Consider the following 18,576-nt stretch of genomic DNA (forward strand, 5'->3'; position numbering starts at 1 on the left):
GTGGCGCCTAGCGGAAAGTCGTGGGATAGTCCAGACCCGCAAAAGCGTCCAGTTCCACACACTCGCGCGCCGCCTGGCGGGCGCGAGTAGCGATTTTTTCCGGAGTCGTGTCGGAAATCCAGGCACCCATGCCAGATTCGGAACCCGCCAGGTATTTCAACTTGCCCGGTGCGCGCAAGAAAGAGAAAAACTCGCAGTGCAAACCCAGCTGGTCGCGGCCGTCCGCGGGCGACACCGGCGCTTGGTGCCACGCCGAAATATAGTTGACGGGCAAATATGCCCCCGGCTGCGCATCCTCGCCACGCGCCGGTTCCCGATGAAAATGGTTCGCCACAATCATCATCTTTAGGTAAATATCTGCCAACGCTTCGCGCTGCGCCGCGTCCAAAGCCGCGAAATCCGGCACGATACGCCGCGGCACCAGGTGAAACTCGATAGGCCACCGTGCCGCAACCGGGACATAGAGCACCCAATGCGCATTTTCTGCCACCACACGCGTGCCTGCCTGGAGTTCCGCGTCCCGCACGGAGGCGATGAGGTTCACCTCCGGGTCACCGATTTTCTGCCCCAACGCCCGTGCCTGGCGCAGCATCGCCGCGGTTTTCGGCGTCAGGTAAGGGTAAGCATAAATCTGACCGTGAGGATGCGACAAGGTGACTCCGATGTCCTCGCCGTGATTTTCAAACACGAAAACCTGTTTTATTTGGGGCAACGCCGACAGCGCGGCGGTGCGATCCGCCCAGGCTGCAATGACGGTTTGCATCCGCTGCGGTCCCATCGAAACCAGGTTCGTGTGCAAGTCCGGGCCGAAACACACGACTTCGCAACGCCCGTTCGCGGGGCGTTCACAAAACAGGTCCTGACCATCCGGGTGAGTCTCGGCGTTACTTACACCGGGGACTTCCAGCAGGGACGGGAAACGGTTTTCAAAAACCACCACGTCATAATCAGTGTCTGGAATCTCCCCGTCCTGATAGGTCGCGCCGGGACGCGCCGGACCCAGCGGATTAGCATCCGCGGGCGGCAGGAAAGTGCGGTTCATACGATGCGCCGCCATCGGAATCCAATCCCCCGTCAACGGGTCCCGACGCATAATCGGACCCAACGTACCTCTTGCATCCCCCGATTCAAACCGAGGAGGCAACGGGCGCGGATCGTCGCAACGACGAGTCGCCCGCCCCGAAACATAAGGCTCAGAATCATCAAAATAGAACAAATCGCGACCATCAGCCAGTTTTATCGCAGTTTTACGTACCAGGTGTTCCATCACGTACCCCTTTCCGGGGTTAATTCTAAGCAAAACCTGCGCCCAAAGTGGAGGTATGTGCCAACTGTGCGCAACTCTGACAATCCGGGAAAGCACCCCGTGTCGATGCGACGGGCGCGCCGCGGAGATGCCCCCACACAGAGGGGCGAAACGGCGGGGCAAGCCGGAGAACCGCGGGGCGGGGGTCGACTAAACTGGTTGCATGGATAACATCTATGCTCACGGAATCGCGCGCGTAGCCAGCGCGACTTTTACCATCCAGCTGGGAGACCCCCACGCTAATGCCCGCCAAATCGTCGAACTGGCACGGGCTGCCGCTGCCCAACACGCCGCCCTGGTGGTGTTTCCCCAAGACTGCCTGACCGGCGTGACCCTCGGAGATTGGGGTGCCAACACCGCGGTCGCCAACGCCACCGTGTCAGCACTGCATTGGATTGCGACCCAGACCGCGGACCTGTCCATCGTGACCATAGTCGGGGCGCGACTCGGCGGGGTGTCACGCGCCGTGTCCATCTGGGGCGGAGACGTCCACGACGACATGGAACAGAGCTGGGGATTTTCTGCCACGAACCTGCCGGGGCTGCATATTGTGCCCGTAGTCGGCTCGTTGAATCGACTGGCTACCTACGACGCCCCCACTCCGACGAGCTTTTATACCCGCAACTCTTTCGGCGCTGCCATGTCCGGGAATTCCCTGCCCACCGCCACTGTCATCGCCCACCTGGCGGCACCAGCGCACACGGTCGGCTCCATCCGACACCTGCACCGCGCGGCCCGAACCCTGTCTCGGGACCTGCACCTGGCAGTCGTACAAACCATCGGTTCCCACGGCGAATCATCCACCGACGGGACCTACAGCGCCAGCGGATACATTGCCGCTGATGGTCAGGTCCTGGCTGCCGAAACGCACCTGAGCCAAGCCGGTTTGACCCTGGCAGACATCGTGCTGCCGGAACTGGCGCGGGCGGTGCGCTACACCGGTCCGAGCTATACCGAGCTGACCGGATACGGAAGCTTCGAGGTAGCCCTGGATTTGGGCACCGAGATTACCCTGCTGCAGCCCCCCGCGCAGCGTCCCCTGGTGCCCGTGTCTGACCGGCGCTACCGGGCTGACCTGCGGGAAGCCTTTGATATACAGCGCGATGCCCTGGTGCGACGCTTGCAGGCACTGGGGAATGCGAACATTATTTTGGGGATTTCCGGCGGTCTGGACTCCACGCTGGCGCTGTTGGTCGCTACTGCCGCCCGCGACAGCGCTTTAGCGCATGAGTCGGAGCGGCAAACGGCGGAGCCGAACCGCAAAAGCAACGATTTGCTTTCGCCGGCGGAGCACCTTGAAAACACCCGCGACAGCGCTGGTTGCAAGCCGGAAATTCTCACCTTTACCCTGCCCGGCTTTGCCACTTCGGCACACACCAAGAGCAACGCTCAAAAACTTGCTGCCGCAGTGGGGGTGAACTGCGAACTTATCGACATCCGCCCGGCTGCCACCGAGATGCTAAAGACGATGGGGCATCCTGCCGGACACGGCGAACCCATCTATGACGTTACTTTTGAAAACGTACAGGCGGGGCTACGCAGCGACTACCTGTTCCGCCTGGCTAACCAGCGACACGGATTCGTGCTGGGAACCGGGGATTTGTCCGAAAGTGCGCTGGGGTGGACGACTTACGGGGTCGGGGATCACATGAGCCACTATTCCGTGAACTGTGGGGTACCCAAGTCGATGATGCCTGATTTGATTCGCGAAGCCGCCACGGTGCTGATTGAACGCAATCTCATCGCCAACCCCGCAGCATTGCGTGACACAGTGGAATCCATCATCGCCACCGATGTCACCCCGGAGCTGATTCCTGACCATGACAGCGATGGTCAGACGCAACACCAGACGACCGAGGGGTCAATCGGACCGTACCTGTTGCATGATTTCTTCCTGTACCACACCCTGCGCGGGGCTGGACCGGACCTGGTCGGGTTCCTGGCGCTGGCGGCGTTTACCAAACCCGAGGAATGCGCCGACCCGGATGCTGCACACGACGCGGGTACGGATGATACCTGCCCGGATTCCGTCGGCAGCTCTCCGTGCTGTTACCAGGGCAGCGGGCAAAACGAGGATCGATACTTTACCCGCGAGGAAGTGCTGAAATGGCTGGAAGTGTTTTATCGCCGTTTCCTGACCCAGCAGTACAAACGCTCTACCTCGGTCGATGGACCGGTCATCTGGGAGGGCATGACGCTGTCGCCCCGCGCCGGGTTCAATTTCCCCTCGGATTTATCCCCCGCAGCCACTTTGGCGCAACTGCAAAACCTGTAATTTGCACCAGCACCCCGGAAATACATGCACGAACGACCGATTTCAAACCAGAGTCAGGGCTTTCACCCTTTATCAATTTCCTAAACTACCAGGTTATAGCGATTTGGATATTGAAAGTTTGACTCCAGCCAAAGTGAAATCGGTCGTTCGTGTCAGGTAGGCAAAAATCAGATGACGCCGTGAGCCAGCATGGCATCAGCGACCCGGCGGAAACCGGTAATGTTCGCGCCATAAACGTAGTCGCCAGGCTTGCCGTATTCCTCAGCAGTCGCCAAGCAGTCGTTGTGAATCTCGCGCATCATGGCTTCCAAACGTTCCTCGGCATATTCAAATGACCAGCGGGAACGCGAAGCGTTCTGTTCCATCTCAAAGGCGGAAGTCCCCACCCCACCGGCGTTAGCAGCCTTGCCCGGCGCGTAGGAAACGTCGGGAGCGGACTGGAACACTTCAATAGCCTGCGGGGTGGAAGGCATATTTGCGCCCTCTGCCACATACTTGCAGCCGTTCTTAACCAGGGTTCGCGCGTCATTTTCGTCAATCTCGTTCTGAGTAGCGGCAGGCAGTGCTACGTCCACCGGGACAGCCCAGACTCGACCGGAATCGTGGAACTCCGCGCTGGGACGCTGCGCCGCATAGTCAGAAACCCGACCGCGGCGATGTTCCTTAATCTCTTTGAGCAAGTCCAGGTCGATGCCTTCCTTGTCATACACCCAGCCGTCAGAGTCCGAACAGGTCACCGGCTTGGCACCGAGCTGCTGGGCTTTCTCGATGGCGTAAATCGCCACGTTACCCGAACCGGAGACAGCGCAGGTCAAACCTTCCAGAGACTCTCCGCGATCTTCTGCCATGAACCGGGCGAACATGACCTGTCCGTAACCGGTCGCTTCGGTACGAACCAGCGAACCGCCCCAGCCCAGACCTTTCCCGGTCAACACGCCAGCTTCGTGCACGCCGGTCAGGCGCTTGTACTGACCGAACAGGTAGCCAATCTCGCGACCACCCACACCGATGTCACCAGCGGGAACGTCGGTCTTGTCGCCAATGTGACGGTACAGCTCGGTCATGAAGGACTGGCAGAACAGCATGACCTCGTTATCCGACTTGCCGTGCGGGTCAAAGTCAGAGCCGCCCTTGCCGCCACCGATGCCCTGGTTCGTCAAGGCGTTCTTAAAGATTTGCTCGAACCCCAGGAACTTGATGATGTTGCGGTTCACCGACTTGTGGAAACGCAAGCCGCCCTTGTAGGGACCCAGCGCGCTGTTGAACTCCACGCGGTAGCCCCGGTTGACCTGGACATCACCATTATCATCGACCCAGGGAACGCGGAAAATAATCTGGCGTTCCGGCTCGGTCAAACGCTCCAGCAGCCCGTAGTCGGCGTATTCCGGATGCCGTTCGATAATCGGATCCAGCGAGATGAGCACCTCAGTCAAAGCTTGGAGAAACTCCGGTTCGCCGGGGTTACGGTGAGCAGTTTCTTGTAATACTTTTTCTAGTTTAGGATGCACGAGTTTACGCTCCTTTGTTTAATTGATTTTGTCGCGCCAAATATACCACCTGTCTCATTTCGCAAAAGAATCGTTCCGCATCTTGGACGTGTCTCGTAGCGTTTGGGGAGGGTCGCGGCGCCCCCTGGTGCACACCCCGAATCCCCACCAACACGGACAAAACTCGGCAACCACCCACACCGCCCTGGTGCGCCCGATCCAAACGCACACAACGCACACAACGCCCATCTAAAAAAGCGACCGGGAAACCCATGGGGTTCCCCGGTCGTGAAGATGAAAACCAAATCAGATTGACAGCGACACCATGTTCGTAGCCGCTTTGAACACATCGAGAGTCGGTTCGCCCGGATGCCACCCGCACGAAGTCAAACCGCCGGATTGCAAAGCGTTGAGCTGGCGCACCAGCTCCTCGGCGTTACGCCCGACCGAGCCATCGTCAACCGAGACAAAACGCACCCGGTTATCGGGGTCGACCAAGAACGACGCACGATCACACACACCATCGCGGTTCAACACCCCGACCGCTTTCAAGAAGTCATGAGTCAGGTCGCTCGCCAAGGGGAACGGGACGTTTTTCAGCAGCTCGTCCCTGGAGCGCCAAGCCAGGTGGACGTACTCGGAATCAGTGTTCACCGCCACCACGTCACAGTGGCGTTCCTGCAAATCCTCATACACTCCGGCGATTCCGGCTAACTCGGTGGGGCACACAAAAGTGAAGTCCTTGGGCCACATGATAAACAGTCGCCACTGCCCCTCCGGCACGTCAGCGGAGCGCACCCTGGTAAAGTAGTCTTCTTCCTTGTTAACGGGCAGCTCAGAGAGCACCCCGCCGACTACTGCCTGAAAGTCGTACTCCGGGAACTCGTCGCCAATTGTCAAAATCGCCATAGCTTATATCTCCTCTGGACTGATAGTCAGCGCTAACTACTGACGTGGTAATTCTATGCGAAAGCCGCAAAATATGCAGGTTTATGCGGTTTCGCTACCTCTACGCGAGGGTTATTCGAACAAATCGGGCAAGACCTGGGTGCTGGCGTGAACCAAGTCTTTCACCGCGAAGCTCACTTCACCCTGCGAGAAAGTAATCGACAGGTCATGCCCGCCACTTTCGCCAATCCGCCACACACCGATGCCCGCCGCTGCTGCGTTGCGACACACCTCGTCAACCTGGCTCGTGCGAACACAAACCACGGCTCGTGCCTGCGTCTCACTGAACAGCAGCGCCGTCGCGCCCAGCCCCGTTTCGGCCTCAAGCTGACGCAAGTCCAGGCGCGCCCCGATTTCAAAACGGCACGCCATATCTACCACGGCCTGTGCCAAACCGCCGTTAGACAGGTCATGCGCTCCGAGGTGAGCCTCGCTGGTCGCGCCAGCAATCAGCACTTCACCCAGCGCCTGTTCCGCGGCAAAATCCACCACCGGCGGTTGCCCGCCGAAGTGCCCGTGGAATCGCGCCCACGCCGACCCGTCCAGCTCCGCGGCAGTTTTGGCGCCGAGCAGCAAAAGCTGTTGCCCTTGCCCCACAAAACCGGCAGGCGCCACCCGCGTCACCGAATCCATCAGCCCCAGCATACCCACCACCGGGGTCGGGTTGATAGAAGAATCCGGCTGACCCATCGTGTCCCCGGACGAGTTATACAGCGAAACGTTACCGCCGGTCACGGGCACTTTCAGCGTGGCGCAGCCGTCTGCCAAACCCGTCATCGCCGTCACCAGCTGCCACATGGCGTCCGAATCCTCCGGGTTGCCGAAGTTCAGGCAGTCGGTAATCGCCATCGGGCGCGCCCCGACCACGCACACATTGCGGTAAGCCTCCGCCAGCGCCTGCTGCGCCCCAGCATAAGGATTCAACTTGGTGTACCACCCGTTCGCATCCGTAGCCAGCGCCACCCCGCGCCCAGTCTCTTCGACCACGCGAACGACCCCGGCATCATCCGGCTGAGACAGAGCGGTGTTGCCGCGCACGAACCGGTCGTATTGGTCCGTCACCCAATTCTTTGCTGCCTCGTTCGGGCTGGTCACACACACGTCAAGGATTTCTTGGCGCAGTTTCTCCGGGTCGGTGTCCCCCGGCATCGCCAACTCGTCGCGCGCCATCGCTTCCAACACCGTGTTCGCGTTCAGCGCGTCTTGCCAAGACGGTTTCGCATAAGGGCGGTCGTAGACGGGAGAATCAATGGCAACCGTTTTCGGGTCCACGTCCACAATGCGCTGACCGTGGTGATCCACCGTCAAACGCCCGTCCCCGGTGACCTCGCCAATCACAGCATATTCCACATCCCACCTGCGGACAATGTCCACAAACTCGCTGAGGTGCGACTCTGAAACAATCGCCATCATGCGCTCTTGAGACTCGCTCATGAGGATTTCCCCAGCGGTCAAGGTCGGGTCACGCAACAGGACTTTCTCTAGGTCCACGTGCATACCCGAGTCTCCGTTTGCTGCCAGCTCGGACGTGGCGCAGGAAATCCCCGCCGCTCCGAGGTCTTGAATCGCCTCTACCACGCCGGCTTTAAACAGCTGTAAACAGCATTCAATCAAGACTTTTTCCATGAACGGGTCGCCGACCTGGACGCTGGGACGCTTTGCGGGCATCCCGTCCTCGAACGACTCGGACGCGAGGATGGATGCCCCGCCGATACCGTCACCGCCGGTGCGTGCCCCGAACAGCACCACGTGGTTACCCACCCCGGTCGCGTTCGCCAAGTGAATGTCCTCATGCCGCAGCACCCCCAAGCACAAGGCGTTGACCAGCGGGTTTCCTTGATAGCTGGGGTCAAACTCAGTCTCGCCGCCGATATTGGGCAGCCCCAGGCAATTTCCGTAGCCACCCACGCCAGCAACCACGCCATGCACCACGCGAGCCGTATCGGGGTGGTCCACCGCGCCGAAACGCAGCTGGTCCATGACCGCAACCGGGCGCGCCCCCATCGCCATGATGTCGCGCACGATGCCACCTACCCCGGTGGCAGCGCCCTGATATGGTTCGACAAAAGACGGATGGTTGTGCGACTCGACTTTAAACGTCACCGCGTAGCCGTCCCCGATGTCGACCACCCCGGCGTTTTGCCCCATGCCCACCAGCAGGTTTTTCTTCATTTCCGGAGTGGTTTTCGCGCCGAATTGTTCCTTCAAATGCTTCTTTGAGGATTTATACGAGCAGTGCTCGGACCACATGACGGAATACATCGCCAGCTCCGCCGCGGTAGGGCGGCGTCCCAGAATCTCTTTGATGTGAGCATATTCATCATCTTTCAGCCCCAACGCCCGGTAATCTTGCGGCTCATCGGGGGTCTGTGCAGCATTTTCAACGGTGTCATAAGTCGTCATGAGTGGTTCCTTCAGTAGTTTTGGGTGGGCGGTACGGTCAGTCGCGGTTCTTCGACCTGGGCTTTCGTTTAGACCAGCACCGTGTTAATCGCGGAAGTAAAGAACTTAAGACCGTCAGTTCCGGCGCGGTTGCGCGAGCCGGGAGTGGGACCGAAACCCGGCTCCACAGCGTGCTCTGGGTGGGGCATCAAGCCGACCACGTTCCCTTTTGCATTGGTAATCCCGGCAATGTCGTTTAGCGAACCGTTGGGGTTACCCAGCGGACCGGCATAGCGGAACACGACCTGACCTTCGCCCTCGAGGCGTTCCACGGTGTGCGGGTCAGCCCGGAAATTGCCCTCCCCGTTTTTCAGCGGAATGAGGATTTCTTCGCCCTCGCTAAATTCGCTGGTCCATGCTGTGTGATTGTTTTCGACCCGCAACACCTGGTCGCGGCAAATGAACTTTTTATGCTCGTTACGCATCAGGGCTCCATCCAGCAAATGCGCCTCAGTCAACACCTGGAACCCGTTACAAATCCCCAGTACTGGCATACCCCGACCAGCGGCCTCGACGATAGACTCCATCACCGGAGCGAAACGGGCAATCGCGCCACAGCGCAAATAGTCCCCGTACGAAAACCCGCCTGCCAAGACGATGGCGTCAACCTCGTGCAAGTCTGCATCCTGGTGCCACAGCTGCACCGGCGTGGCGCCTGCCAACCGCACCGCCCGGCGCGCGTCTTGGTCATCGAGGGTCCCCGGAAACGTCACGACCCCAACTTTTGCACTCATGCTTGGTCCTCCGTGACGGCTTTGACAGCCACAACGTCCTCGATAATCGGGTTGGACAGCAGGGTCTGTGCCGCCTGACGTGCCGCCTCAAGGTCCGCTTCGGTGACATCACCAGCGGTGTCCAAGGTGAAGCGTTTGCCCTGACGCACGTCCACAAAGTTTTCGATTCCCAGGCGAGCTAACGAGCCTTTAATGGCTTTGCCCTGCGGGTCGAGAATCTCTGGTTTCACCATAACCTCAACAACGATTTTTCCCATTTTTGTTCCTTTTCCGTGGATAGGGGCTTTCCGGGGTTCCGGCAAGCGTTTCAAAGTTTAGATGAGAGGTTGACCGGTCAGAATCCGGTACGCCTCGAGGTAGCGTTCGGTGGTGCGCTGGACCACCTCGGGTGGCAAAGCTGGCGGTTTGGCACTGCCGTGACGATCCCAACCCGACTGGGGGCTTGTCAACCAGTCTCGCACGTACTGCTTATCGAAACTGGGGGTGACCTGCCCCTCCACCCAAGCGTCGGCGGGCCAGAAGCGCGAGGAATCCGGGGTGATGACTTCGTCTCCCAGCACAAAAGAGGCAGATCCGTCGCTGACGGTGTCGCCGTGAACGTAATGTCCCGGCAACGCGCCGAATTCAAACTTGGTGTCAGCCAGGATGATCCCGCGTTCCGCCGCGATCTCGGCAGCTTTGCGATACACCAGCAACGTCAAATCCATGAGGTTTTTTGCCACCGCCCGTCCGTGCAGTTGGGCGATGCGGGCAGCGGACACATTTTCATCATGTTCGCCCAGTTCAGCCTTAATTGCGGGGGTGAAAATCGGCTCGGACAGTTTCGAGGCTTCCCGCAGCCCCGGCGGCAGGGCAATGCCGCACACCCCACCAGATTGCTTGTATTCCACTAATCCTGAACCGGTCAGATATCCACGAGCCACGCACTCGACCGGATACATCTCCAGTCGCCGGGTAATCATCGCTCGTCCCGCTACTTCTGCCGGCACGTCAACGCCCAAATAGTGCGTGTCCACCAAGCCGTTTAGCTGGTTAAACCACCAGCGAGACAGTTGGGTCAACACCGCTCCCTTGCCGGGAATGGGGGTATCGAGGATAAAGTCATAAGCTGAAATCCGGTCGGTCGCCACTAACATCAAACGATCCGCGGTAGCGATTCCGGCAGCGTCTTCGGGAATAAAGATTTCCCGGACTTTGCCTGCTGCCGCCTTTTTCCACCCTGGAATGTCTGGAATCTCAGTCACCGGGTGCTCGAGAACGTCGCTGGGAACATAATCTGGAGCTACAAGTTCAGCCATGCGTTCATTCTTTCACACAAGCGCCAACGCCCTCAAACCACCCTGCAAGGGTTCGGATAGCTCGATTCTGCCGCGAGCGCAGACAGCGAGTCGGTAAACGCCGGCAAAATCCGGGGATAACTGGTCGGAAGTACCGGAGGATACGTGCTGGGGTGTGAATATAAGGTGGGATTTGGGCAGTAGCTGCCATTATTGGCAGCTACTGCCCTATATTCACCCTATAATCCACGCACACCCTGAACCCGGAATAAAACTTATTAATGTCTTGGCGCAACTAGGGCATTGCAGGTTAAAACGTTTTTCCCCCGGCACGCAGCCGGGGGAAAAACGTAAAAAGAATCAGCTGGGCTAAACCCCCAGCGGGAAATCGCTAGTTAAAGCACATGACGCCGAAGCGACCCTTGCCGTAACCTTCGATGTCGAGGACAGAATCGCGACGCTCCACATACGAGGTAACCATCTTGTACTCGTTACCGGGCAGTTCCTCGCCGGGAGTGTACATCAAACCGATGGTGACGTGAGGGGCATCGTCCTTGTTCAACAGACCCGAGAAAATGTTGAGGATTTCGTAGACATTCTCAATGTAGCTGTCCGACAAGGTGCCGTTGTTGATTTCGTCTTGTGCCCCCGCAGCGGGAATCAGCTGCAGGGCAGCACCGGCATAGGCACACAAATCCAGGTCCATAATGCAGGCGGCACAGACGTTATTCATCGCATCGTTAAAGAACGCCACGCAGCAGCCGAATTCCTCATCCGGCTTGAGAATTTCGTAGTCCGGCGAAACCTCAACGCTGCGTCCTAACAGCATTTCAAACAGGTCGCGAATCTCTTTCGCGGTAGGCAAAGGGGTGGCACTCATCGGTTGAACGCTCCTAAAATTGACTTGAAGGTGGCGGCATCAAAAGGCTTTTGAATCAGGAAGTTCGCACCCGCCTGTTGTGCGATTTCCCGCATCTGAGGGGAACCCTCGGAAGTCACAAACCCGACCGGAATCTTTGACCCCGTCGCCCGCAGCTGCTGCAGCATCTCAATACCCAGCATATTTGGCATATTCCAGTCAGACAGCACCAAGTCAGGGGATTCTGACAGCGCCAACTGCAAAGCCTGAGCGCCGTCCTCGGCCTCCATGACTTCCCAGTCGAATCCCGCCTGGCGCAGGGTACGCACCACGATTTGTCGCATCACTCGCGAATCGTCGGCAACAATAATACGCATCGATTACCTCCGTGTTCACCCTTAAGCCGCGTCTCGCGGGGTATTAAGGTCACTTATCGAGACTACCAGGAATTTGCCTTTCCAGTTGAGGTTTACGCTAACTAAAGGTGAATCCTGGTCAGTCGGTTTTTCTTTTTCAACTTTGGGAAGAACCAGGTTTCCGGAATCTTCCACGATTGATTTCATATTTCCGCCAATCACATTGACGATTTCTCCAAAAGCGTCCCGCTGGTCCTCTTCGGTCACTTCATCAGTTTCGCCCAGGAGGTACATGGCTCTGGTCAGGTCCTTGGCTGTGGAGTCTTCCATCGCTAGCATGACACGCAGCTGCTTATCCCCTTGAGATTCTATCCAAGCATAAATCGGATCCTGAAAAGGCTCGATTTCTTCGGTCCATTCCCTCACAGTGCCTTCGCGTTTATCAATCAGGGCATAGAAAACGTCGTTCGCAATGTTCAACACCGCCTCGCGAATTTCCTGGTCCATTTTGCTCTCCTCGTGTTCCTTACTGACGACAGACTCCGGGCATTTGGTTTCACCGACCGTCCCGCAGGGTCTGACAGTTCCTCAAGTCCCCAACCCCAACAGCATGAGCTTTTCGTTGACGGCTTCGGGAGTGAAAGGCTTGATGAGATACTCGTGCGCCCCCGCCGCCAAGGCACGCACAATCTGCGAGTGCTCCGACTCGGTGGTCACCATCATCAACGTGATATTGCGCAGTTCCTTTTCTGCGCGGATATTGACCACCAGTTCCAGCCCGTTCATCACCGGCATATTCCAGTCGATTGTCGCCAAATCGACACGTCCCGTGGCAGGGTCATGCAAGATTTTCATAGCCTGTTCCCCATCGTTGGCCTCCAGGACTTCAAATCCTTCCCGGCGCAGGATACCGCCGATGATTTTACGCATAGCACGGGAGTCGTCAACGATTAATGCTTTCATTTCCCGGCCCCTTTCAACTTATAGACCGCGCCACTCGTCAAGGTCACACGCTCCCATACCGGATCCATCCCCATGGTGGTTTCCGCCGCCCCCAAGAACAGGTAGCCGCCGGGCACCATCGAGTGCGCCACGCGACGCAAGACCTCACGCTTCGTGTTGATATCAAAATAAATCAAAACGTTACGGATGAACACAATATGGAAAGGACCACCCTTGGGCGGGGTCGACAACAGATTGTGTTCCTGGAAATTAATCCGCGACCGCAGCGACGGGCTAATGACCCAGTTGGCGCCCTCACGAGCAAAGTAACGCACCAGCATCGGCGCCGGCAGACCGCGGTTTACCTCCAGTTGAGTGTAGAAACCCTGTTTCGCTTTAGCTAACACTGCCCGAGAAATATCCGTGGCGACAATGGAAAAATTCGGCGCCTGTGGCATTTCCAGCAAACTCATCGCAATGGAATATGGCTCCTGACCGGTGGAACAAGCCGCGGACCAAATCGAGAGGTTACGGTGACCAGCCTCAGCCAAGCCGGGAATCACGGATTCGGTCAAGCCCTTAAACGGGGTGACATCACGGAAAAACGAGGTTTCGTTGGTGGTCAGTGCTTCCGCAATATCTTGCAGGTCCCCAGCCCGGTGGGTCGCGATAACCTGTTGAATCCACTTGTCCACCGCAGTTTCGCCAGTAAATCCGGCTTCCCGTGCCAAAGGAACCAGCCTGGATTCCACCAGGTATTCCTTTCCGGCGGGAAGTTGGATAGCACTGCGTTGCTTTACCAATCCCGCCACATAATCAAATGTTTGGCGGGTCAGGCTCATCGTCTGGCCTCCGGAGCATAAGCCTGGACGTGGCGCTGAATCTGGGTGGCAATCTCATCTAGTGGTCGGATTTCGTCTGCAAAGCCCGCGTTAGCTACCGCCCCCGGCATCCCCCAAACCACAGAAGTCTGTTCGTCCTGCACCAGGGTGCGTCCTCCTGCTTCCAAAACCTTGCCACAGCCGTTCTTGCCGTCCTGACCCATGCCGGTCAGCACGACTGCCAACATATCTCCACCATAGAGATTCACCGCGGAGTCAAACATGACGTCCACGGAAGGACGGCAAAAGTTTACCGGCGGGGTCTGGGTCAATTTCACGCGTGGAGCCCCGGCATTGCCGGCAAAAGTCATATGGAAGTTACCCGGCGCCAGATAAATGTGACCCGGCGCCAACATCATGCCTTCCGAAGCCTCCTGCACCGTCGCGGAGGTCAACTTGTCCAAACGCGCCGCCAACTGGGTGGTAAACACCGGGGGCATGTGCTGGGTGATGACCATCGGAATCGGCATGGGACGGCTCAATCCGGAAATCACCTTGGTCAAAGCTTCGGGACCGCCGGTGGAAGAACCGAGAATGACGATACGAATCGGCTTGTCCGGCATACCCGTACGGTCGTGGAGTTTGAGCGGACCGGCAAACATGGTCGGCACGGAAGAAATATTGGCGCGCGCCTCGGGGGACAAATTGGCAGAGACCGCCCCAATCGCGCGAACTTTGCTGGGCAGCAAGCCCAAAATGATAGGAACCAGCTGTTCCCGCACACTTTGAATGGACTGCTGGACGGAACCCTGGTTAGCCGGTTTCGTCACGTAGTCCGTAGCGCCGGCAGAGAGAGCTTCCAAAGTCGCGGTCGCGCCACGCTGGGTCAGGGTGGAGAACATGATGATGGGGTCTTTACAGCCCATCTTGCGCAGCTCGCGCACCGCCTCAATACCGTCCATTTCGGGCATTTCTATGTCCATCGTGATGGCATCAGGCTTTAGCTGTTTCCACTTCATCAGCGCCAGTTTGCCGTTCGGGGCAGTACCTACGACCTCCAGACTGGGGTCAGCGTTGAGCGCATCCGTAACAATCTTGCGCACCACGACAGAATCGTCCACCACGAGGACTTTAATGCCAGCCATTCTCTCTCCTCAGCTGCGTATTCTTCCCTGTTAAGGTTAACTGGTTTTACAGTTCTTCGCCCAACAACGGACGGCCATCTTTGCGACGTTCCCGACTCGAAACGCGCGCGGGTACGTACAGATTACCGGAAAAGCCGCACCCGAAAAAATATCGCCGCCACCCGTCCTTGTGCAGACAAATCGGAGGGAGCCACCGCAGTGACCCCCTCCGATTGAGCAATCTCAGATTACGGCACGAATTTACGACCCCCGGGCTTCCGCGCCGATAGCGACCACGCGCTCGACATCGAGGACCAGCAGCAGGTCGTCGCTCAGCTTGTACGCACCCAGGATGAGTTCGCGCATATCCTGACCCAGTGTGTCTGGCGGAGCCTCGAAATCAGACTCGTCGACTTCGCGAACATCACCAATTGAATCCACCATCAGCGACAGCGTCTCACCGTCCAGCACCACCACAACCATCATGGCTTCGCGGGGATCCTCGCGCGGCGGCAGGTGCAGCTGATTGCGCAGGTCAATCAGGGTGGCAATCTGTCCGCGCAGGTTCACCAGACCGGTGATGGCAGTCGGCGAGAGCGGCACGTTGGTGATGTCCTCACCGTGCAGAATCTCGGTGACCTGGTTGACTTCAATGCCGTAAAGGGCTCCGTCCAAGCGGAAAGTTACGTACTGCGTCATCGTTCATCACGCTCCGACCATATCCAGACGAGAGTTCATCTCGAGTTCCGCGTTGAAATCTTCGATTTCGTCGAAGAACGTCGGGTCGGCAGCGCGAACCGCCTGTTCGACGTCCAGCAGCTCGGTGACCCGGTCCTTCAACACCGCAGAACCCAGCAAGCCGTGATCTTCGATGTTGGAGTGCTTGCGCTTGTCATCCGCAACGATGTCCAGAATCTCGCGAACCACCATAGCCACAGAACGCTCGCCCCGGCGATACACCACGACCTGCAAGTCCTTCGGCTCTTCGTAGTCCATGACCCCGAGCAGGCGATCCAGACGGACGATAGGCAGAATCTGACCCCGGTATTGGATAACCTCGCGACCACCCACGCGCTCCACTGCCTCGACGCTGATGTGCTCCAAACGGGTAACGGCAGCCAGCGGAATCGCCACGCGGCGACCATCGCCAATCCCGACCACCAAAGCCTGACCGGTCATCTCGGAGCTGCGAGCCTGCGCGGCTTCCGCATCCATCTGCGCCTTTTGCGCCGCCTGAGTAGTCGCGCCAGTCAGGGACTTGCGCGCCACCGCGCCAATATCCAGAATCAACGCGACGCGACCATCGCCCAGCAGGGTCGCGCCCGCGTACAGACCGATGGACTTGAGCTTCGAAGACAGCGGCTTGACCACGATTTCTTCGTTGTTGATGACCTTGTCGACCACCAAGCCGAACCGCTGATCATCGTTTTGCAGCACGGCAATCACGCCGTTGGCTTCGGAACCGCGGTCGCTGGCTTCCTCGGGGTGCAGCACGTGGCTCAAGCGAATCAGCGGGAGCAACATGCCACGCAGGCGGTACACCGGCGAGGCGTTGACATACTCCATGGAAGTTTCCTTGCGGGACGAATCCAGCACGACCAACTCGAGCAGGGACACCTGCGGGATGGCGTAAAGCTCACCGTGGGACTCAACCGTCAAAGAAGGCTGAATCGCCAAAGTCAGCGGGATGCGCATCCGCCACGTCGAGCCCTTGCCCAACTCGGATTCCACATCGACCGTACCGCCAATAGCCTCGACGGAAGTCTTGACCACGTCGGTGCCGACCCCACGACCGGAGATGTTCGAAACTTTCTTTGCAGTCGAGAATCCCGGCAGGAACAGCAGGTTAAAGATTTCCTTGTCGCTCATTTCGCCGAGCTGCTGCTGGGTGACCAGACCCTTGTCCAGAGCCTTGTTTGCCACCACAACCGGATCGATACCCGCACCGTCGTCGATAATGTCAACTACAACCTGACCACCGGCGTGGTAAGCCTTCAGGGTGACGGTACCCTTCGGGTCTTTACCAGCAGCCTTGCGCGCCTCGGGCGATTCCACCCCGTGGTCGACCGCGTTACGCACCATGTGCGTCAGCGGGTCCTTGATGGCTTCCAGCAGGGACCGATCCAGTTCGGTGTCCCCGCCAATCATGACCAGCTGCACGTTCTTTTCAGTCTGCTTCGCCAAGTCACGCACCACGCGCGGCATCTTGGACCAGAGGTGCTCAATGGGCTGCATCCGGGTCTTCATAATGCCCTCTTGCAGCTCGGTGGCAACGATAGACAAACGCTGGGATGACTGCACCAGGTTCATGTCGGTCATCGAATCGGTCAGGCGCACGATTTGGTTACGCACCAACACCAACTCGGACACTTCGCGCATCAACACGTCCAGCAGGTCGACATCCACGCGGATGGAAGAGTCCGCGGCGGAACGGGACGAACCGTGTTCTGCCGGTTTCGCATCGTCCTTCTTGGCGGCGCGCAGCGAGGACTTCGGAGCTGCCGGTGCCGGGGGCTCCGGCTTTGCAGCCGGGGCAGCCTGAGCTGCCGGGGCAGCGGTCTCGGCAGGCGCCGGGGCAGCAGCTTCAGCAGCGCCATCACCCAAGTTTACGTTGCCGTTTTCGTCAGCAACGTTTGTCAAGAACGGGACTTCCACCGGCGCATCCGCAGCCGGGGCAGCTGGCGCGGACGCCAAGTCCTCGCCCAAGTTTACGTTGCCGTTCTCATCAGCAACATTAGTCAAGAATGGGACTTCCACCGGCGCATCCGCAGCCGGGGCAGCAGCCTCAGCCGGAGCCGGTTCGCCTGCCATACCATCGGCAGCCGGTAGCGGCGCACTCGACGTCTTGCCTTGAATAGCTTCAATCTGAGCGATAACGGATTCAATATCCACGTCGCCCTCTTGACCGGTTTCTTCCACCGAACCCATAATGTTGCGGATGCGGTCTACCATCAGCAGCAGCACGTCAGCGGTCTCTTGATCCATCTCACGTACGCCGTCGCGCAGCTCGGAAAGCAAGTTCTCACCGCGGTGGGCTAACTTTTCAAGCCGGTTGAACGCCAGGAATCCTGACGTGCCTTTAATCGTGTGAATAGTCCGGAAAATTGAAGACAGGAGTTCTTTTGAACCAGGTTCGGATTCCAAAGACACCATGTCTTGCTCGAGTTGATCGAGGTTCTCATAGGACTCGACCAGGAATTCGCGGACAATTTCATCCATTTCGCCCATAAAGCGACCTCCCAAATAAGTGGCGCCTGCGGCACCGTCTACGCACCAGTTTCGCGCATTTAAATGAGTTATTTAGCAAATTCAGCAAATTTTCAGCGATATTTCTCTATTTCTAGAGCGCTTTTGGACGATTTGCCCAGCTTTGGGGGGAATTTTCTCACGACCGGACAAACAACCCACAACGATTATTTCGTCACCGGCGGGTGCGGTTTCGGAATCGGTTTGGCAGCGGGGGACTTTTGCTGTGATGCGACCGACGCCGGGGTGACTCGAGCCGAGGTGACTGTGGAGACTTGTGACGAAGCCGAAGCGGCGCCTGTGAGTGCCGCCGAACTCCGCATCAGTCGGCGCAAATCCAGAGGCTGCCCAGACTTGGGCTTAATAGATTGCAAGGACTGCAAGGCTGCAGCGGCTTCGGTACCCGACATCGCTGCCTGGTTTTCTTCAGAAACAGCCTGGACCAGTTCTGCCCGGTTGACCGGAACGGAACGGGGGGCATCCACACCCAAACGCACCGAATCACGGTGGACTTCCACCACGGTAACTACGATGCCGTCACCGATGACAATCTTTTCGCCTACACGCCTTGATAAAACCAACACGGAACTACTCTACATGAGACAACCCCGTAAGCTCACTCTTTTACCCGCGAAAGGGCTCCCGGGAAAACCGCCGCAACGCCCTGGTGAGGAAGTCCCTATACCCAGCCTGCCTTGCACGAATCACCGATTTCACGGGGCGATGTGCCGACCTGCCAAAACCAAAATCGCCCTAACC

General features: G+C 58.3%; 17 protein-coding genes. 1 reads left to right on the top strand and 16 read right to left on the bottom strand.

Features of this window, described 5'->3' with window-relative positions; genetic code table 11:
- Window positions 1-7 precede the first annotated feature (7 nt).
- Entirely contained in the window at window positions 8-1,267 is a 1,260-nt protein-coding gene (gene galT / locus HMPREF0574_RS04605) for a galactose-1-phosphate uridylyltransferase (RefSeq protein WP_004007537.1), read from the bottom strand.
- 202 nt (window positions 1,268-1,469) lie between these two features.
- On the opposite strand from galT, the gene HMPREF0574_RS04610 reads away from it, so the two are divergent.
- Complete coding sequence (locus tag HMPREF0574_RS04610; protein WP_004007538.1) at window positions 1,470-3,581, top strand: hypothetical protein; 2,112 nt, start codon at window positions 1,470-1,472, stop codon at window positions 3,579-3,581.
- A gap of 167 nt (window positions 3,582-3,748) precedes the next feature.
- Here the strand turns inward: HMPREF0574_RS04610 and gdhA are convergent, their stop codons facing one another.
- The 15 genes from gdhA to csrA all read right to left on the bottom strand — a co-directional run bounded on the left by gdhA (window position 3,749) and on the right by csrA (window position 18,401).
- Window positions 3,749-5,089 carry an NADP-specific glutamate dehydrogenase gene (gene gdhA / locus HMPREF0574_RS04615; protein WP_004007539.1) on the bottom strand — a complete coding sequence of 447 codons (1,341 nt, stop codon included), beginning with the start codon at window positions 5,087-5,089 and terminating at the stop codon, window positions 3,749-3,751.
- Window positions 5,090-5,374: 285 nt separating this feature from the next.
- A complete protein-coding gene (locus tag HMPREF0574_RS04620) occupies window positions 5,375-5,977 on the bottom strand; it encodes a redoxin domain-containing protein (RefSeq protein WP_004007541.1) in 603 nt (200 codons plus the stop codon).
- A 111-nt stretch (window positions 5,978-6,088) separates the two neighbouring features.
- A complete protein-coding gene (gene purL, locus HMPREF0574_RS04625) occupies window positions 6,089-8,419 on the bottom strand; it encodes a phosphoribosylformylglycinamidine synthase subunit PurL (RefSeq protein WP_004007542.1) in 2,331 nt (776 codons plus the stop codon).
- 68 nt (window positions 8,420-8,487) lie between these two features.
- Window positions 8,488-9,192: a phosphoribosylformylglycinamidine synthase subunit PurQ gene (gene purQ, locus HMPREF0574_RS04630; RefSeq protein WP_004007543.1), complete on the bottom strand. Its 705-nt coding sequence runs from the start codon at window positions 9,190-9,192 to the stop codon at window positions 8,488-8,490.
- Window positions 9,189-9,449 (bottom strand): phosphoribosylformylglycinamidine synthase subunit PurS, encoded by a 261-nt coding sequence (gene purS / locus HMPREF0574_RS04635; RefSeq protein WP_004007544.1) that lies wholly within the window; start codon window positions 9,447-9,449, stop codon window positions 9,189-9,191. Before purS ends, purQ begins: the two co-directional genes overlap by 4 nt.
- A gap of 57 nt (window positions 9,450-9,506) precedes the next feature.
- Window positions 9,507-10,490 carry a phosphoribosylaminoimidazolesuccinocarboxamide synthase gene (locus tag HMPREF0574_RS04640; protein WP_004007545.1) on the bottom strand — a complete coding sequence of 328 codons (984 nt, stop codon included), beginning with the start codon at window positions 10,488-10,490 and terminating at the stop codon, window positions 9,507-9,509.
- A gap of 370 nt (window positions 10,491-10,860) precedes the next feature.
- Complete coding sequence (locus HMPREF0574_RS04645; RefSeq protein ID WP_004007546.1) at window positions 10,861-11,349, bottom strand: hypothetical protein; 489 nt, start codon at window positions 11,347-11,349, stop codon at window positions 10,861-10,863.
- Window positions 11,346-11,705, bottom strand: a complete 360-nt coding sequence (locus tag HMPREF0574_RS04650) for a response regulator (RefSeq protein WP_004007547.1) — start codon at window positions 11,703-11,705, stop codon at window positions 11,346-11,348. Before HMPREF0574_RS04650 ends, HMPREF0574_RS04645 begins: the two co-directional genes overlap by 4 nt.
- Before the next feature lie 21 nt (window positions 11,706-11,726).
- The gene (locus tag HMPREF0574_RS04655; protein ID WP_004007548.1) at window positions 11,727-12,191 is read right to left on the bottom strand and encodes a chemotaxis protein CheX; all 465 of its coding nucleotides are present in this window, start codon (window positions 12,189-12,191) and stop codon (window positions 11,727-11,729) included.
- Between the two features lie 81 nt (window positions 12,192-12,272).
- Window positions 12,273-12,647: a response regulator gene (locus tag HMPREF0574_RS04660; RefSeq protein WP_004007549.1), complete on the bottom strand. Its 375-nt coding sequence runs from the start codon at window positions 12,645-12,647 to the stop codon at window positions 12,273-12,275.
- The gene (locus HMPREF0574_RS04665; RefSeq protein ID WP_004007550.1) at window positions 12,644-13,468 is read right to left on the bottom strand and encodes a CheR family methyltransferase; all 825 of its coding nucleotides are present in this window, start codon (window positions 13,466-13,468) and stop codon (window positions 12,644-12,646) included. The genes HMPREF0574_RS04660 and HMPREF0574_RS04665 overlap by 4 nt, the downstream gene beginning before the upstream one ends.
- A complete protein-coding gene (locus HMPREF0574_RS04670) occupies window positions 13,465-14,592 on the bottom strand; it encodes a protein-glutamate methylesterase/protein-glutamine glutaminase (RefSeq protein ID WP_004007551.1) in 1,128 nt (375 codons plus the stop codon). The genes HMPREF0574_RS04665 and HMPREF0574_RS04670 overlap by 4 nt, the downstream gene beginning before the upstream one ends.
- Window positions 14,593-14,832: 240 nt before the next feature.
- A complete protein-coding gene (locus tag HMPREF0574_RS04675; RefSeq protein ID WP_004007552.1) occupies window positions 14,833-15,270 on the bottom strand; it encodes a chemotaxis protein CheW in 438 nt (145 codons plus the stop codon).
- Between the two features lie 6 nt (window positions 15,271-15,276).
- Entirely contained in the window at window positions 15,277-17,799 is a 2,523-nt protein-coding gene (locus tag HMPREF0574_RS04680) for a chemotaxis protein CheA (protein WP_004007553.1), read from the bottom strand.
- A gap of 185 nt (window positions 17,800-17,984) precedes the next feature.
- Window positions 17,985-18,401: a carbon storage regulator CsrA gene (gene csrA, locus HMPREF0574_RS09865; RefSeq protein ID WP_004007554.1), complete on the bottom strand. Its 417-nt coding sequence runs from the start codon at window positions 18,399-18,401 to the stop codon at window positions 17,985-17,987.
- Window positions 18,402-18,576 lie beyond the last annotated feature (175 nt).

Origin of the sequence: Mobiluncus curtisii subsp. curtisii ATCC 35241 (genome assembly GCF_000146285.1) — a bacterium.
In the GTDB taxonomy this organism is placed as follows: Bacteria; Actinomycetota; Actinomycetes; order Actinomycetales; family Actinomycetaceae; genus Mobiluncus; species Mobiluncus curtisii.

Bases quoted from the DNA above. Each gene is read 5' to 3' on its own strand.
- galT (WP_004007537.1), bottom strand. From the start codon at position 1,267: ATGGAACACCTGGTACGTAAAACTGCGATAAAACTGGCTGATGGTCGC.
- HMPREF0574_RS04610 (WP_004007538.1), top strand. From the start codon at position 1,470: ATGGATAACATCTATGCTCACGGAATCGCGCGCGTAGCCAGCGCGACT.
- HMPREF0574_RS04620 (WP_004007541.1), bottom strand. From the start codon at position 5,977: ATGGCGATTTTGACAATTGGCGACGAGTTCCCGGAGTACGACTTTCAG.
- purL (WP_004007542.1), bottom strand. From the start codon at position 8,419: ATGACGACTTATGACACCGTTGAAAATGCTGCACAGACCCCCGATGAG.
- purQ (WP_004007543.1), bottom strand. From the start codon at position 9,192: ATGAGTGCAAAAGTTGGGGTCGTGACGTTTCCGGGGACCCTCGATGAC.
- purS (WP_004007544.1), bottom strand. From the start codon at position 9,449: ATGGGAAAAATCGTTGTTGAGGTTATGGTGAAACCAGAGATTCTCGAC.
- HMPREF0574_RS04640 (WP_004007545.1), bottom strand. From the start codon at position 10,490: ATGGCTGAACTTGTAGCTCCAGATTATGTTCCCAGCGACGTTCTCGAG.
- HMPREF0574_RS04645 (WP_004007546.1), bottom strand. From the start codon at position 11,349: ATGAGTGCCACCCCTTTGCCTACCGCGAAAGAGATTCGCGACCTGTTT.
- HMPREF0574_RS04650 (WP_004007547.1), bottom strand. From the start codon at position 11,705: ATGCGTATTATTGTTGCCGACGATTCGCGAGTGATGCGACAAATCGTG.
- HMPREF0574_RS04655 (WP_004007548.1), bottom strand. From the start codon at position 12,191: ATGGACCAGGAAATTCGCGAGGCGGTGTTGAACATTGCGAACGACGTT.
- HMPREF0574_RS04660 (WP_004007549.1), bottom strand. From the start codon at position 12,647: ATGAAAGCATTAATCGTTGACGACTCCCGTGCTATGCGTAAAATCATC.
- HMPREF0574_RS04665 (WP_004007550.1), bottom strand. From the start codon at position 13,468: ATGAGCCTGACCCGCCAAACATTTGATTATGTGGCGGGATTGGTAAAG.
- HMPREF0574_RS04670 (WP_004007551.1), bottom strand. From the start codon at position 14,592: ATGGCTGGCATTAAAGTCCTCGTGGTGGACGATTCTGTCGTGGTGCGC.
- HMPREF0574_RS04675 (WP_004007552.1), bottom strand. From the start codon at position 15,270: ATGACGCAGTACGTAACTTTCCGCTTGGACGGAGCCCTTTACGGCATT.
- HMPREF0574_RS04680 (WP_004007553.1), bottom strand. From the start codon at position 17,799: ATGGGCGAAATGGATGAAATTGTCCGCGAATTCCTGGTCGAGTCCTAT.